This window comes from Mycetocola reblochoni REB411, from assembly GCF_900163835.1.
In the GTDB taxonomy this organism is placed as follows: domain Bacteria; phylum Actinomycetota; class Actinomycetes; order Actinomycetales; family Microbacteriaceae; genus Mycetocola_B; species Mycetocola_B reblochoni.
Genome location: NZ_FUKR01000006.1, coordinates 1 through 14259, shown reverse-complemented (window position 1 = coordinate 14259; position 14259 = coordinate 1). Strand labels below are relative to the sequence as shown.

The window sequence follows — 14259 nt, the reverse complement described above, 5'->3', positions numbered from 1 at the left end:
TAAGACGCAAGACAGAGAGTGAGTCACACATGGCGGGACAGAAGATCCGCATTCGACTTAAGTCGTACGACCACGAGGTCATCGACACCTCGGCGCGCAAGATCGTCGACACCGTGACCCGTGCGGGCGCGACCGTCGTCGGCCCCGTGCCGCTTCCCACCGAGAAGAACGTGGTCTGCGTGATCCGTTCCCCTCACAAGTACAAGGACAGCCGCGAGCACTTCGAGATGCGCACGCACAAGCGCGTCATCGACATCGTCGACCCGACCCCCAAGGCGGTCGACTCGCTCATGCGTCTGGACCTCCCTGCCGACGTCAACATCGAGATCAAGCTGTAAGGGGGCCCGGAACAATGTCTATCCAGAACAAGACCAGCAAGGGTCTGCTCGGCACCAAGGTCGGAATGACCCAGGTCTGGGACGAGAACAACAAGGTTGTCCCCGTCACCGTGATCCAGGTCGCGCCGAACGTGGTCACCCAGGTCCGCACGCCCGAGATCGACGGCTACAGCGCCGTCCAGATCGCCGCCGGCCAGATCGACCCGCGCAAGGTCAACAAGCCCGACGCCGGCCACTTCGACAAGGCTGGGGTCACCCCGCGCCGCCACGTCACCGAGATCCGCACCGCCGACGCCGCTGACTACAGCGCAGGCCAGGAGCTGACCGTCGAGGGCGTCTTCGAGGCTGGCCAGAAGGTCGACGTCGTCGGTACCTCCAAGGGCAAGGGCTTCGCCGGTGTCATGAAGCGTCACAACTTCTCCGGCGTCGGCGCCAGCCACGGTGCCCACCGCAACCACCGCAAGCCCGGTTCGATCGGTGCGTCGGCGACGCCCAGCCGTGTCTTCAAGGGCATGCGCATGGCCGGCCGCATGGGTGGCGAGCGGGTCACCGTTCTCAACCTCCGCGTTCACTCGGTTGACGCCGAGAAGGGCCTCATCCTCGTCAAGGGCGCCGTTCCCGGTGCTCGTGGCCGCCTCGTTTTCGTCCGCAACGCAGTGAAGGGAGCCTAGTTCCATGGCTACCAAGCTCGACGTTATCGACACCGCAGGGAAGAAGGCCGGCTCGGTCGACCTCCCCGCGGAGCTGTTCGACGTTCAGACCAACGTTCCCCTGATTCACCAGGTCGTCGTGGCCCAGCTGGCCGCCGCCCGTCAGGGAACCCACAAGACCAAGGGTCGCGGTGAGGTGTCCGGTGCCGGACGCAAGCCGTTCAAGCAGAAGGGAACCGGTCGTGCCCGCCAGGGTTCGATCCGTGCGCCCCAGATGACCGGTGGTGGCATCGTCCACGGTCCGGTTCCGCGCAGCTACGCGCAGCGGACCCCCAAGAAGATGATCGCCGCCGCGCTGCTCGGTGCGCTCAGCGACCGCGCCCGCGGCTCCCGCGTGCACGTCGTCGAGTCGCTCGCCGTCGCCGCGGAGCGTCAGACCAAGGCCGCTGCGGCCTTCCTGGCCGGCATCGCCACGTCCAAGCACGTTCTCGTGGTCGTCGACCGCGAGGACCAGGCGAGCGTGCTCTCGGTCAGGAACCTGCCGACCGTGCACATCCTGACCCCCGACCAGCTGAACGCGTACGACGTTCTGGTCTCCGACGACATCGTCTTCACGAAGGCTGCGTTCGAGGCATTCGTCGCCGCCAAGTCGAAGAAGGAAGAGGTCTCCGCATGAGCGCCGTCCACGACAAGGACCCCCGCGACGTCATCGTCCGTCCGATCATCTCTGAGAAGAGCTACAACCTGATCGACGAGGGCAAGTACACCTTCGAGGTCGACCCGCGCGCGAACAAGACCGAGATCAAGCTCGCCATCGAGAAGATCTTCAACGTCCAGGTCGCGACGATCAACACCCTGAACCGTCAGGGCAAGACCCGTCGCACCCGCTTCGGCATCGGCAAGCGCAAGGACACCAAGCGTGCCATCGTCTCGCTGAAGTCCGGTTCCATCGACATCTTCACGGCAGCCAGCTAAGCGGCCGGGACTAGAGGACACAGATTATGGCAATTCGTAACTACAAGCCCACGACCCCTGGTCGTCGCGGCTCGAGCGTCGCCGATTTCGCTGAGATCACGCGCTCGACGCCCGAGAAGTCGCTGCTGCGCCCGCTGCCCAAGACCGGTGGCCGCAACAACCAGGGTCGCATCACGACCCGTCACATCGGTGGTGGCCACAAGCGCCAGTACCGCGTGATCGACTTCCGTCGCAACGACAAGGACGGCATCAACGCCAAGGTCGCCCACATCGAGTACGACCCCAACCGCACGGCGCGCATCGCACTGCTGCACTACGTCGACGGGACCAAGCGCTACATCCTGGCCCCCAACAAGCTGAAGCAGGGCGACGTCGTCGAGTCGGGTTCCGGCGCGGACATCAAGCCGGGCAACAACCTGCCGCTGAAGAACATCCCCACCGGTACGGTCATCCACAACATCGAGATCAAGCCCGGCGGCGGCGCCAAGATCGCCCGCTCGGCGGGTGCCTCGGTGCGTCTGGTCGCCAAGGACGGTCCCTACGCGCAGCTCCGTCTGCCGTCGGGCGAGGTCCGCAACGTCGACGCCCGCTGCCGCGCCACCATCGGCGAGGTCGGCAACGCCGAGCAGTCGAACATCAACTGGGGCAAGGCCGGCCGCATGCGCTGGAAGGGCGTCCGCCCAACCGTGCGTGGTGTCGTGATGAACCCCGTCGACCACCCCCACGGTGGTGGTGAGGGTCGCACGTCCGGTGGACGTCACCCGGTGAGCCCCTGGGGTAAGCCCGAGGGCCGTACCCGTCGCCCGAACAAGGAAAGCGACAAGCTCATCGTTCGTCGTCGTCCCAGCAGCAAGAAGCGTAAGTAGGAGTTGTAGAAGATGCCACGCAGTCTTAAGAAGGGCCCCTTCGTTGACGAGCACCTGCTTCGCAAGGTTGTTGCTCAGAACGAAGCCGGTTCCAAGAACGTCATCAAGACCTGGTCGCGCCGCTCGATGATCGTCCCCAACATGCTGGGACACACCATCGCCGTGCACGACGGTCGCAAGCACATCCCGGTCTTCGTGACCGAGGCCATGGTCGGCCACAAGCTCGGTGAGTTTGCCCCGACCCGCACCTTCCGTGGTCACGTGAAGGACGACAAGAAGGGCCGTCGCCGCTAAGGCGGGGACGTAAGGAGGAGAAGAAATGGTGGAGTCAATCGCACGTGTGCGACACATCCGCGTCACCCCCCAGAAGGCTCGTCGCGTTGTTAACCTCATCCGTGGCCGTCAGGCCCAGGAGGCGCTTGCCATCCTGAAGTTCGCCCAGCAGGGCGCGAGCGAGCCGATCTACAAGCTCGTCGCATCCGCCGTCGCGAACGCCCGGGTCAAGGCCGACGCCGCGAACACCTTCCTGGACGAGCAGGACCTGTACGTCGCTCAGGCATACGTCGACGAGGGCACGACCCTCAAGCGTTTCCAGCCGCGTGCCCAGGGCCGCGCGTTCCGGATCAACAAGCGCACGAGCCACATCACCGTTGTGCTTGCCACTCCGGACGAGGTAGTGGTCGGTCGTACGAGCAAGAAGGCGAGCAACTAATGGGTCAGAAAGTCAACCCCTACGGCTTCCGTCTCGGAATCACCACCGACCACGTGTCGCGGTGGTTCGCGGACAGCACGAAGCCCGGTCAGCGCTACAGCGACTACGTCGCCGAGGACATCAAGGTCCGTGCGCTGCTCACCACCCAGCTGGACCGCGCCGGCGTCTCGCGCATCGAGATCGAGCGCACCCGTGACCGCGTCCGCGTGGACATCCACACGGCCCGTCCCGGCATCGTCATCGGCCGCCGCGGCGCCGAGGCCGAGCGCATCCGCGCCGACCTCGAGAAGCTCACCGGCAAGCAGATCCAGCTGAACATCCTCGAGGTCAAGAACCCCGAGGCCGACGCTCAGCTGGTCGCGCAGGGCATCGCCGAGCAGCTCTCCGCCCGTGTCGCGTTCCGTCGCGCCATGCGCAAGGGCCTGCAGGGTGCACAGCGCGCCGGCGCCAAGGGCGTCCGGATCCAGGTCTCCGGCCGCCTCGGCGGCGCCGAGATGAGCCGCAGCGAGTTCTACCGCGAAGGCCGTGTGCCCCTGCACACCCTCCGCGCGAACATCGACTACGGCTTCTACGAGGCCAAGACCACCTTCGGCCGCATCGGCGTGAAGGTCTGGATCTACAAGGGCGACATCACCAACAAGGAACTCGCTCGCGAGCAGGCAAGCAAGCCCGGCCGCAGCGACCGAGGCGACCGCCCGCGCCGCGCTCCCCGCCAGGAGCAGCAGCCGGTCGCGGCAGGAGCGGAAGGCTAAAGAATGCTGATCCCACGCAGAGTCAAGCACCGCAAGCAGCACCACCCCAAGCGAACCGGTCAGGCGACCGGCGGCACCAAGGTGGCCTTCGGTGAGTACGGTATCCAGGCACTGACCCCCGCCTACGTGACCAACCGTCAGATCGAGTCCGCTCGTATCGCCATGACGCGTCACATCAAGCGTGGTGGAAAGGTGTGGATCAACATCTACCCCGACCGTCCGCTGACCAAGAAGCCCGCCGAGACCCGCATGGGTTCCGGTAAGGGTTCCCCCGAGTGGTGGGTCGCCAACGTCAAGCCGGGTCGCGTCCTCTTCGAGGTCGCCGGCGTCGACGAGCAGCTCGCCAAAGAGGCGCTCACCCGCGCCATCCACAAGCTGCCCCTCAAGGCACGCATCATCAAGCGCGAGGAGGGCGACGCATAATGGCGATCGGTTCCAAGGAGCTCACCCCTGTCGAGCTCGACACATTCGAGGACGAGCGTCTGGCGTCCGAGCTGAAGAAGGCCAAGGAAGAGCTGTTCAACCTGCGCTTCCAGTCGGCCACCGGCCAGCTCGAGACCCACGGACGTCTGCGCGCGGTCAAGCGCGACATCGCCCGCATCTACACCGTGATCCGTGAGCGCGAGCTCGGGATCCGGGCCACCCCCGCTCCGGCCGCGGTCCCCGAGAAGAAGACCAAGGCCAAGAAGAGCGCGACCAAGGACGCCGCTCCCGCGGCAGCCGAGACCGAGACTGAGGAGGCCAAGTAACCATGGCTGAGACCAACGAGAAGGTCGCCGAGGAGCTCGTCCGCGGCTACCGCAAGACCCGTCGTGGTTACGTCGTCAGCGACAAGATGGACAAGACCATCGTCGTCGAGGTCGAGGACCGCGTGAAGCACCCGCTGTACGGCAAGGTCATCCGCCGCACCACCAAGGTGAAGGCGCACGACGAGCAGAACACTGCCGGCCGTGGCGACCTGGTCGTCATCAGCGAGACCCGTCCGCTGAGTGCGACCAAGCGGTGGCGCCTGGTCGAGATCCTCGAGAAGGCTAAGTAAGCCCCCGGCTTACTTTGTAGAAGGAGTAAACAGTGCTTCAGCAGGAATCACGAGTCAAGGTCGCCGACAACACCGGCGCCAAGGAGCTGCTCACGATTCGCGTCCTCGGCGGCTCCGGCCGTCGCTACGCGGGCCTCGGCGACACCATCGTCGCGACCGTCAAGGACGCGATCCCGGGCGGCAACGTCAAGAAGGGTGACGTCGTCAAGGCCGTCATCGTTCGCACCAAGAAGGAGACCCGTCGTGCCGACGGCTCCTACATCAAGTTCGATGAGAACGCCGCCGTTATCCTGAAGAACGACGGAGACCCCCGCGGTACCCGTATCTTCGGTCCGGTCGGCCGCGAGCTGCGCGACAAGCGATTCATGAAGATCGTCTCGCTCGCGCCGGAGGTTATCTAGTCATGGCAAAGATCAAGAAGGGTGACCTGGTTCAGGTCATCTCGGGCGCCAAGCAGGAGCGCGGCGGAGACCGTGGCAAGCAGGGCAAGGTCCTCGAGGTCTTCGTCGAGCGCAACCGCGTGCTCGTCGAGGGCGTCAACTACGTCACCAAGCACGTCCGCCAGGGTCAGACCCAGCGCGGCACGCGCACCGGTGGCCTGGAGACCTTCGAGGCCCCGATCCACATCTCGAACGTCGCGCTGGTCGACCCCGAGACCAAGAAGCCGACCCGCGTCGGCCACCGCAACGAGCAGGTGACGAAGGACGGCGTCAGCAAGACGGTCCGCGTTCGTTACGCCAAGAAGTCAGGTAAGGACCTCTAATGACGGACACCGCTGCCGCGCCGGCTGGCAAGATCCAGCCGCGCCTGAAGCAGAAGTACAAGGCCGAGATCGTCTCGGCGCTGAAGGAGCAGTTCGGCTTCACGAACGTGCACCAGGTGCCGGGCCTCGTCAAGGTCGTCGTGAACACCGGTGTCGGTGAGGCCGCTCGTGACTCGAAGGTCATCGAGGGTGCCATCACGGACCTGACCAAGATCACCGGTCAGAAGCCCCAGGTCACCAAGGCCCGCAAGTCCATCGCGCAGTTCAAGCTGCGTGAGGGCCAGGCCATCGGCGCGCACGTCACCCTCCGCGGTGACCGCGCCTGGGAGTTCCTGGACCGCCTGATCTCGCTCGCTCTGCCCCGCATCCGCGACTTCCGTGGTCTCAGCGACCGCCAGTTCGACGGAAACGGGAACTACACCTTCGGTCTGACCGAGCAGAGCGTGTTCCACGAGATCGATCAGGACCGCATCGACCGTGTCCGCGGCTTCGACATCACCGTCGTCACCACCGCGAAGACGGATGACGAGGGTCGCGCGCTGCTCAAGGCGCTCGGCTTCCCGTTCAAGTCGAACGAGGCAGCCCAGTAATTCAACTGGGATTTTCGTTCAACTGAATATATGCTGTACAGGTTGCCTGTCCGGGTCCGGATCACTTCGGGCCCGGCAGGCCACTTGTATGCAGGAGGAGCGGCATCCGCCGCCCCTTGACCACCACAGGTCGGCCCTCGTGTAACGGGGCGTCGAAACCTGGTGAACGAAGGAAACCATCTATGACGATGACAGATCCGGTCGCAGACATGCTGACCAGACTGCGTAACGCCAATGGGGCCCACCACGATTCCGTGTCGATGCCCCACTCGAAGCTGAAGGCGAAGATCGCCGAGATCCTCACCAGCGAGGGTTACATCGCCGGCTTCGAGGTCACCGACGCCCGCGTCGGCAAGACCCTCACGCTGAACCTCAAGTTCGGCCCCAACCGCGAGTCGTCCATTGCGGGCATCAAGCGCGTCTCCAAGCCCGGTCTCCGCGTCTACGCGCGCTCGACCGAACTGCCCACCGTCCTCGGCGGTCTGGGCGTGGCGATCCTGTCCACCTCCTCCGGGCTCCTCACGGACCGGCAGGCCAATAAGAAGGGCGTCGGCGGGGAAGTCCTCGCCTACGTGTGGTAACGCGACATGTCACGTATCGGAAAGCTCCCCATCAGCATTCCCGCGGGTGTCACCGTGACCGTTGACGGCTCCGTCGTCACCGTCAAGGGCCCCAAGGGCGAGCTGGCGCTCACCGTCGCCAGCCCGATCGAGGCCAAGGTCGAGGGGACGCTCGTCGTCGTCTCGCGTCCGAACGACGAGCGCGAGTCGCGTTCGCTGCACGGGCTGACCAGGACCCTGATCTCCAACAACATCGTCGGCGTCACCGAGGGCTACTCCAAGGGCCTCGAGGTCGTCGGCACCGGCTACCGCGTGCAGCAGAAGGGCCAGAGCGTCGAGTTCGCCCTCGGCTTCTCGCACCCGGTGCTCATCGACCCGCCCGCAGGCATCACCCTGACGGTCGAGGGCAACAACAAGCTCACGGTCGCCGGCATCGACAAGCAGGCCGTCGGCGAGGCAGCCGCCAACATTCGTAAGATCCGCAAGCCCGAGCCTTACAAGGGCAAGGGTGTGCGGTACGCCGGCGAGGTCGTTCGCCGCAAGGCTGGAAAGGCTGGTAAGTAGACCATGGCCACCACATCCAAGTCCGCGGCACGCGCGCGTCGTCACGCACGTCTCCGCAAGAAGATCGAGGGCACCTCGATCCGTCCGCGCCTGGTCGTCAACCGCTCGAGCCGTCACGTCTTCGTGCAGCTCGTCGACGACAGCAAGGGCCACACCCTCGCATCGGCCTCCACCATGGAGACCGAGCTGCGCAGCTTCGAGGGTGACAAGACCGCAAAGGCCAAGAAGGTCGGCGAGCTCGTCGCCGAGCGCGCGAAGAGCGCCGGCATCGACGAGGTCGTCTTCGACCGTGGCGGCAACCGCTACGCCGGTCGTGTCGCTGCGATCGCCGATGGCGCTCGCGAGGGAGGTTTGAACCTGTGAGCGAAGAGAACAAGGAGCAGAACGTGGCTGCCGAGACGATCGCCGACAAGCCGGTCGAGACCGCTGCCGGTACCGCCCAGAACGGCCGTGACGCCGGTCGCGACAACCGCCGTGGCGGCGGTCGCAACGAGCGCGGCGGTCAGGGCCAGGGCCGTGGCGGCCGTGACGGCGGCCGTGGTGGCCGTGGCGGCGACCGCGACGACAAGAACCAGTTCCTGGAGCGCGTCGTCACGATCAACCGTGTGTCCAAGGTCGTGAAGGGTGGTCGTCGCTTCAGCTTCACCGCCCTCGTGGTCGTCGGAGACGGCAACGGCCTGGTCGGCGTCGGTTACGGCAAGGCCAAGGAAGTTCCCCTGGCCATCTCGAAGGGTGTCGAGGAGGCGAAGAAGAACTTCTTCCGCGTCCCGCGCGTCGAGAAGACCATCCCGCACCCCGTCCAGGGTGAGGCCGCTGCCGGCGTCGTCCTGCTGCGTCCCGCCGTCGCCGGTACCGGTGTTATCGCCGGTGGTCCGGTCCGTGCGGTCCTGGAGTGCGCGGGCATCCACGACGTGCTGAGCAAGTCGCTCGGTTCGTCGAACACGATCAACATCGTGCACGCCACGGTCGAGGCCCTGAAGCAGCTCGAGGAGCCCCGTGCGGTCGCCGCGCGTCGCGGTCTCGAGTTCGACCAGGTCGCCCCCGCCCGTCTGGTGCGCGCCGAGGCTGAGGCCGCGCAGGCTGCTGCGGCTGCGAAGGTAGGTGCCTGATGGCAAGCCTGAAGATCACGCAGGTCAAGTCCAAAGTTAGTGAGAAGCAGTACCAGCGCGACACGCTGCGTAGCCTGGGCCTCCGGAAGATCGGTCAGACCGTGATCCGCCCGGACGACGCGCAGAACCGCGGCTACGTCAACACTGTTGCTCACCTTGTGAAGGTTGAGGAGATCGACTAATGGCTGACGACAAGAAGGACGTCACCGAGGAGGCCCCGAAGAAGGCTCCCGCCAAGAAGGCTCCGGCGAAGAAGGCTCCCGCCAAGACGGCTGCCGCCTCGTCGAAGGCCACCGCGGTCAACGAGTCGGAGGAGCGCGTTCAGGTCCTGAAGGTGCACCACCTCCGTCCCGCCGCCGGTTCCAAGAAGGCCAAGACCCGCGTGGGTCGTGGTGAGGGATCCAAGGGTAAGACCGCGGGTCGTGGAACCAAGGGCACGAAGGCCCGCTACCAGGTCCGCCCCGGCTTCGCCGGTGGCCAGCTTCCGCTGCACATGCGTGCGCCGAAGCTGCGCGGCTTCAAGAACCCGTTCCGGGTCGAGTACCAGGTCGTGAACCTGGCCAAGCTCGCCGAGCTGTACCCCGCCGGTGGAGAGGTCACGACCGCTGACCTCGTCGCCAAGGGTGCCGTTCGCAAGAACGAGCTGGTCAAGGTCCTCGGCGACGGCGACATCAGCGTTGCGCTGACCGTGTCCGTCGACAAGGTCTCCGGTTCGGCCGAGCAGAAGATCGTCGCCGCCGGCGGTTCGATCAAGTAGCCACGCGCTGCCCGACGGGGCCGTCCACTTCGGTGGGCGGCCCCGTCGTCGTCGTTCGGCGCGCCTGCACGGGTCAGGGTTCGCCTACCGTTCACGACGCGAATCGTCGTCGAATTGCCACAGGGCGGTAACAATCCGGTAGATTTGATCCTTGAGTCCGTTTCTGAAGGGCTTCTCGTTCACCGGTACATGGGGTCGTCACGACTCTCAAACCAGGAGGCCATTCCTTGTTTAGCGCCATCGCGCGGATCTTCCGTACGCCTGACCTTCGTCGGAAGATCGGATTCACCCTCGGGGTCATCGTGCTCTACCGTCTCGGTTCGTTCGTCCCCGCGCCGTTCGTCGACTTCGAGAACGTGCAGACCTGTCTGCAGCAGAACCAGGGCGCGTCCGGCCTGTACGAGCTGGTGAACCTGTTCTCCGGCGGCGCGCTGCTCCAGCTGTCGATCTTCGCGCTCGGCATCATGCCGTACATCACGGCGTCGATCATCACGCAGCTGCTTCGCGTGGTCATCCCGCACTTCGAGACGCTCCACAAGGAGGGGCAGTCCGGCCAGGCGAAGCTGACGCAGTACACCCGCTACCTGACGATCTTCCTCGGTGTCCTCCAGTCGACGACGCTGATCACGGTCGCACGCTCCGGCCAGCTGTTCGGTGCGAGCGGGACCGCCGAGTGCACCCAGCTCCTCACGGACGACTCCTGGTACTCGCTGCTGCTCATCGTCATCACCATGACCGCCGGCACCGGCCTCATCATGTGGCTCGGCGAGCTCATCACCGAGCGCGGCGTCGGCAACGGCATGTCGCTGCTCATCTTCACCTCCATCGCCGCGACGTTCCCCGCAGCGCTCTGGGGCATCCAGGAGGCGCGCGGCTTCAACACCTTCCTCATGGTGATCGCGGTCGGGATCGTCATCATGGCGGCGGTCGTCTTCGTCGAGCAGTCCCAGCGTCGCGTCCCGGTCCAGTACGCCAAGCGGATGGTCGGGCGCCGCACCTACGGCGGGCACAACACCTACATCCCGATCAAGGTCAACATGGCCGGCGTCGTGCCGGTGATCTTCGCCTCCTCGCTGCTGTTCCTGCCGTCGCTGCTCGTCCAGTTCAACCAGCCCGCAGCGGGCGAGGAGTCGGCCGCGTGGGTCACCTGGGTGAGCAACAACCTGGTCAGCGGTGACTCGCCGCTGTACATGCTGGTGTTCTTCCTGCTGATCATCGGATTCACCTACTTCTACGTCGCCATCACCTTCAACCCCGAAGAGGTGGCGGACAACATGAAGCGCTACGGCGGCTTCATCCCCGGCATCCGCGCCGGACGCCCGACCGCCGAGTACCTGGACTACGTGCTCACGCGTGTGACGCTGCCCGGTTCGCTCTACCTCGGCATCATCGCGCTCATCCCGCTCGTCGCCCTCGCCACGGTGTCCGCCAACCAGAACTTCCCGTTCGGCGGCGCGTCGATCCTCATCATCGTCGGCGTCGGGCTCGAGACCGTGAAGCAGATCGACTCCCAGCTGCAGCAGCGCCACTACGAAGGACTCCTCCGATGACCACCACCCCCGCGGGCACGCGCCTGCTCATCGTCGGCCCGCCCGGTGCGGGCAAAGGCACCCAGGCCGCCCGCATCGCCGAGCGGTACGGCATCCCCGCGATCTCCACCGGCGACATCTTCCGCGCCAACATCGCCGGAGGGACCGAGCTCGGTCAGCGCATCCAGGAGATCACCTCGGCGGGCAACCTGGTCCCCGACTCCCTGACCAACGAGATCGTCGCCGACCGCCTCGGCCAGGACGACGCCGTCGGCGGCTTCCTCCTCGACGGCTACCCCCGAACGGTCGACCAGGTTCGCGCGCTCGATGAGGTGCTCGCCGCGAGCGGAGCGGCCCTCGACGCGGTCGTCCTGCTGACGGCCGACACCGACGAGGTCGTCGCGCGGCTGCTCAAGCGCGCCGCCGACTCCGGCCGCGCCGACGACACCGAGGACGTCATCCGCTACCGGCAGGACGTCTACCGCGAGCAGACCGAGCCGATCGTCGCCGTGTACCGGGACCGCGGCCTCGTCGTCGAGGTCGACGGCATGGGCAGCATCGACGAGGTGTCGCAGGCGATCGCGGCCGCGCTCGACGAGCGCTCGCTCACCCCCCGCTCCGTATGATCCGCAAGTCGATCTACAAGTCGCCCGCCCAGCTCCGGCTGATGGTCGAGCCGGGCCTGGCCACGGCGGCGTCGCTCGCCGCCGCGCGCGAGCTGATCGTGGCCGGGTCGACGACGCTGCAGATCGACCGTGCCGCGGAGGCGGCGATCGTCGCCAGGGGAGGGGCGAGCAACTTCAAGCTCGAGCCCGGCTACCGGCACACCGTGTGCGCGTCCGTGAACGACGACATCGTCCACGGAATCCCCAACGACAGGGTCCTCGAGCCCGGCGACATCGTGTCGATCGACTCGGGCGCCATCCTCGGCGGCTGGAACGGCGATGCGGCGATCACCGTGGTCGTGCCCGACCCGGCGCGGCCCGAGCTCGTGGCGGACCGTCAGCGGCTCGCCGACGTGGCGGAGGGCTCCCTCTGGGCGGGGATCGCGCGCCTCGCCAGGGCACGCCACCTCAACGAGGTGGGCGAGTCCGTCGAGGACTACGTGCGTGAGCGCGGCGACTACGGCATCCTCACGGACTATGTCGGCCACGGCATCGGCCGGTCGATGCACGAGGCGCCCCCGGTGTTCAACTACCGCGTCAAGCAGCGCGGTCCCGAGGTCAAGCCCGGCCTGGTCGTCGCGATCGAGCCCATGGTGGTCGGCGGCTCGATCGACAGCTTCATCCGTGAGGACGACTGGACCGTGGCGACGGAGGACGGCTCCGACGCCGCCCACTGGGAGCACAGCGTCGCCGTGCACCGCGACGGCATCTGGGTGCTGACCGCGGTCGACGGCGGGGCGGCCGGCCTCGCGCCCTTCGGCGTCACGCCCGTCCCCATCGCCTAGGGCGCCGGGGTCGGGGGCGACCCACCGACGCCGGGGCCGGCATGCCGCCGAGGTGACGCGTCACGTCGTGCATGTCCGGCCGATGTTCACTCTGCCGGGATTATCCTTGTGGCTATGACGGCGACGCGAGTTTTCATGGTTGATGTCCTTGCCGCGCATGTGAGCGCACCGGAGACGATGCTGGAGGAGTCGGTGACGGAGTTCGCCGGCTCGCAGAGCACGCTGACGGTGGACGACCTGGCGGCCAGCAGGGGCGACGGTGTCTTCGAGACCCTCGCGGTCGTCGACGGCAGGGTCCAGGCGTCGGAGGCGCACCTCGACCGGCTGGTCCGCTCCGCGGAACTGCTCGACCTGGCACGTCCGCACCGGGCGCAGTGGCGGTACGCCCTCGATCGCGCGGCGCGAGCCGTCCCCGCGGGCCGCACCGGCGTGCTCAAGCTCGTGCTCAGTCGCGGGCGCGAGGGCTCACCCCGCCCGACCGGCTGGATCGCCGTGTCGTCCGCGCCGAGCGCCGTACCGGAGCGGCGCACCGGCGTCCGTGTGGTCACGCTCGACCGCGGCGTGAGCTCGACGGCGGCGAGCGAGTCGCCATGGCTACTGCTCGGAGCGAAGAGCCTGTCCTACGCGACCAACATGGCTGCGCTGCGCGAGGCGGCCAGGCGGGGCGCCCAGGACGTCATCTACACCTCGACGGACGGTTACGTCCTGGAGGGTCCGACCTCGTCCGTGCTCGCCCGGATCGGCGGGCGCATCGTGACGCCGGCGGTCGAGGCCGGCGTGCTCCCCGGCACGACCCAGCACGACGCCTTCGTCGCGCTCGACGCCGAGCGCGTCGAGACCGCGGCGGAGCCGGTTCCCGTGTCGGCCCTCGCCGAGGCGGACGCGATCTGGCTGGCCTCCAGCGTCCGGCTGCTCGTGCCGGTCGTCGCGCTCGACGGCCGGCCGGTTCCGCAGGACGCGGAGCTGACCGACAGGATCAACGCGGTGCTGCTGGCGCGCTGAACGGCGGATGGCGGACAGCGGAGCCGACGGCAGCTCCAGAACGCTCACGCGTCGAACAGGTCCTCGATCTGGGAGAGGAACGCGTCGTAGTCCGTACCGGAGCGGACGACCCTGCCGAGCGAGGTCGGGTCGGCGAAGAGCTCCACCAGGCGATCGAACAGCGACTGGAACTGCTCCCTGTCGGTCGGGCTGATCGCCAGGAACACCACGAGGCGGGCCCGGTCGTCCCCCCAGCGCACCCCGTCTGGAGACACGGCGACCGCGAGCGCCGTCCGGCGTGCGGTGAGCCCCATCGCATGCGGGACCGCCAGCCCCTCCGCGAACAGCGTGGACGAGAGCCGCTCCCGCTCGATGGCGCTGGCGACGTAGCCGTCGTCGACGATGCCGTGCTGGATGAGCAGTGAGCCGAGGCTGCGGATCGCCTCGGTCCGGTCGGCGGCGACGAAGCCGGGCACGAACAGCTCCCGCGGTAGTCGCTGCCTGAGCTGGGCCATGAGGTCGTCGCGGGCCCGCCGCGTCCGCGCGCGGGCGATGCCGTCCGCGACCCGTGCCCAGTCGGTGTGGTCGGGGAACGGCGGAAGAGTGACGACGCCGGGGCGGGGC

At 67.0% G+C, this 14259-nt stretch carries 25 protein-coding genes; 24 read left to right on the top strand and 1 reads right to left on the bottom strand.

All coding sequences use genetic code 11. From position 1 onward, the window contains the following. Window positions 1-29: 29 nt before the first annotated feature. The 24 genes from rpsJ to FM119_RS00800 all read left to right on the top strand — a co-directional run bounded on the left by rpsJ (window position 30) and on the right by FM119_RS00800 (window position 13656). Entirely contained in the window at window positions 30-338 is a 309-nt protein-coding gene (gene rpsJ, locus FM119_RS00915) for a 30S ribosomal protein S10 (protein WP_087135818.1), read from the top strand. Between the two features lie 14 nt (window positions 339-352). Further along, window positions 353-1009: a 50S ribosomal protein L3 gene (gene rplC / locus FM119_RS00910; RefSeq protein WP_087135817.1), complete on the top strand. Its 657-nt coding sequence runs from the start codon at window positions 353-355 to the stop codon at window positions 1007-1009. Between the two features lie 4 nt (window positions 1010-1013). Continuing rightward, a complete protein-coding gene (gene rplD, locus FM119_RS00905) occupies window positions 1014-1664 on the top strand; it encodes a 50S ribosomal protein L4 (protein WP_087135816.1) in 651 nt (216 codons plus the stop codon). Then, window positions 1661-1963, top strand: coding sequence for a 50S ribosomal protein L23 (gene rplW / locus FM119_RS00900; protein WP_087135815.1), 303 nt, complete (start codon window positions 1661-1663; stop codon window positions 1961-1963). Before rplD ends, rplW begins: the two co-directional genes overlap by 4 nt. A 26-nt stretch (window positions 1964-1989) precedes the next feature. Beyond that, window positions 1990-2829 (top strand): 50S ribosomal protein L2, encoded by an 840-nt coding sequence (gene rplB / locus FM119_RS00895; RefSeq protein ID WP_087135814.1) that lies wholly within the window; start codon window positions 1990-1992, stop codon window positions 2827-2829. 12 nt (window positions 2830-2841) lie between these two features. Beyond that, window positions 2842-3123 carry a 30S ribosomal protein S19 gene (gene rpsS, locus FM119_RS00890; RefSeq protein ID WP_087135813.1) on the top strand — a complete coding sequence of 94 codons (282 nt, stop codon included), beginning with the start codon at window positions 2842-2844 and terminating at the stop codon, window positions 3121-3123. A 25-nt stretch (window positions 3124-3148) separates the two neighbouring features. Then, complete coding sequence (gene rplV, locus FM119_RS00885) at window positions 3149-3541, top strand: 50S ribosomal protein L22 (protein WP_087135812.1); 393 nt, start codon at window positions 3149-3151, stop codon at window positions 3539-3541. Then, on the top strand, window positions 3541-4293 hold the full coding sequence (gene rpsC, locus FM119_RS00880) for a 30S ribosomal protein S3 (protein WP_087135811.1): 753 nt from the start codon (window positions 3541-3543) through the stop codon (window positions 4291-4293). Before rplV ends, rpsC begins: the two co-directional genes overlap by 1 nt. Before the next feature lie 3 nt (window positions 4294-4296). Next, window positions 4297-4716: a 50S ribosomal protein L16 gene (rplP, locus tag FM119_RS00875; protein ID WP_087135810.1), complete on the top strand. Its 420-nt coding sequence runs from the start codon at window positions 4297-4299 to the stop codon at window positions 4714-4716. Then, window positions 4716-5042, top strand: a complete 327-nt coding sequence (gene rpmC / locus FM119_RS14285) for a 50S ribosomal protein L29 (RefSeq protein ID WP_087135809.1) — start codon at window positions 4716-4718, stop codon at window positions 5040-5042. Before rplP ends, rpmC begins: the two co-directional genes overlap by 1 nt. Before the next feature lie 2 nt (window positions 5043-5044). Next, window positions 5045-5332 carry a 30S ribosomal protein S17 gene (rpsQ, locus tag FM119_RS00865; protein ID WP_087135808.1) on the top strand — a complete coding sequence of 96 codons (288 nt, stop codon included), beginning with the start codon at window positions 5045-5047 and terminating at the stop codon, window positions 5330-5332. Window positions 5333-5364: 32 nt separating this feature from the next. After that, window positions 5365-5733: a 50S ribosomal protein L14 gene (gene rplN / locus FM119_RS00860; protein WP_087135807.1), complete on the top strand. Its 369-nt coding sequence runs from the start codon at window positions 5365-5367 to the stop codon at window positions 5731-5733. A 2-nt stretch (window positions 5734-5735) separates the two neighbouring features. Continuing rightward, window positions 5736-6095 (top strand): 50S ribosomal protein L24, encoded by a 360-nt coding sequence (gene rplX / locus FM119_RS00855; protein WP_087135806.1) that lies wholly within the window; start codon window positions 5736-5738, stop codon window positions 6093-6095. Then, the gene (gene rplE, locus FM119_RS00850) at window positions 6095-6685 is read left to right on the top strand and encodes a 50S ribosomal protein L5 (protein WP_087135805.1); all 591 of its coding nucleotides are present in this window, start codon (window positions 6095-6097) and stop codon (window positions 6683-6685) included. Before rplX ends, rplE begins: the two co-directional genes overlap by 1 nt. A 182-nt stretch (window positions 6686-6867) precedes the next feature. Next, entirely contained in the window at window positions 6868-7266 is a 399-nt protein-coding gene (gene rpsH / locus FM119_RS00845; RefSeq protein ID WP_087135804.1) for a 30S ribosomal protein S8, read from the top strand. A gap of 6 nt (window positions 7267-7272) precedes the next feature. Next, complete coding sequence (gene rplF, locus FM119_RS00840) at window positions 7273-7809, top strand: 50S ribosomal protein L6 (RefSeq protein ID WP_087135803.1); 537 nt, start codon at window positions 7273-7275, stop codon at window positions 7807-7809. A gap of 3 nt (window positions 7810-7812) precedes the next feature. Further along, window positions 7813-8172, top strand: a complete 360-nt coding sequence (rplR, locus tag FM119_RS00835; RefSeq protein WP_087135802.1) for a 50S ribosomal protein L18 — start codon at window positions 7813-7815, stop codon at window positions 8170-8172. Then, complete coding sequence (gene rpsE, locus FM119_RS00830) at window positions 8169-8918, top strand: 30S ribosomal protein S5 (RefSeq protein ID WP_087135801.1); 750 nt, start codon at window positions 8169-8171, stop codon at window positions 8916-8918. Before rplR ends, rpsE begins: the two co-directional genes overlap by 4 nt. Then, on the top strand, window positions 8918-9100 hold the full coding sequence (rpmD, locus tag FM119_RS00825; RefSeq protein WP_179205142.1) for a 50S ribosomal protein L30: 183 nt from the start codon (window positions 8918-8920) through the stop codon (window positions 9098-9100). Before rpsE ends, rpmD begins: the two co-directional genes overlap by 1 nt. Beyond that, complete coding sequence (gene rplO, locus FM119_RS00820) at window positions 9100-9675, top strand: 50S ribosomal protein L15 (protein WP_087135799.1); 576 nt, start codon at window positions 9100-9102, stop codon at window positions 9673-9675. Before rpmD ends, rplO begins: the two co-directional genes overlap by 1 nt. Before the next feature lie 227 nt (window positions 9676-9902). Further along, window positions 9903-11225, top strand: coding sequence for a preprotein translocase subunit SecY (gene secY / locus FM119_RS00815; RefSeq protein ID WP_087135798.1), 1323 nt, complete (start codon window positions 9903-9905; stop codon window positions 11223-11225). After that, the gene (locus FM119_RS00810; protein WP_087135797.1) at window positions 11222-11830 is read left to right on the top strand and encodes an adenylate kinase; all 609 of its coding nucleotides are present in this window, start codon (window positions 11222-11224) and stop codon (window positions 11828-11830) included. Before secY ends, FM119_RS00810 begins: the two co-directional genes overlap by 4 nt. Next, a complete protein-coding gene (map, locus tag FM119_RS00805; protein ID WP_087135796.1) occupies window positions 11827-12654 on the top strand; it encodes a type I methionyl aminopeptidase in 828 nt (275 codons plus the stop codon). Before FM119_RS00810 ends, map begins: the two co-directional genes overlap by 4 nt. A gap of 114 nt (window positions 12655-12768) precedes the next feature. Beyond that, window positions 12769-13656, top strand: a complete 888-nt coding sequence (locus FM119_RS00800) for an aminotransferase class IV (RefSeq protein ID WP_087135795.1) — start codon at window positions 12769-12771, stop codon at window positions 13654-13656. A gap of 44 nt (window positions 13657-13700) precedes the next feature. Here FM119_RS00800 and FM119_RS00795 read toward each other — a convergent pair. Next, a partial coding sequence (locus FM119_RS00795; protein ID WP_143822587.1) for a PTS sugar transporter subunit IIA occupies window positions 13701-14259 on the bottom strand: 559 nt, incomplete at its 5' end.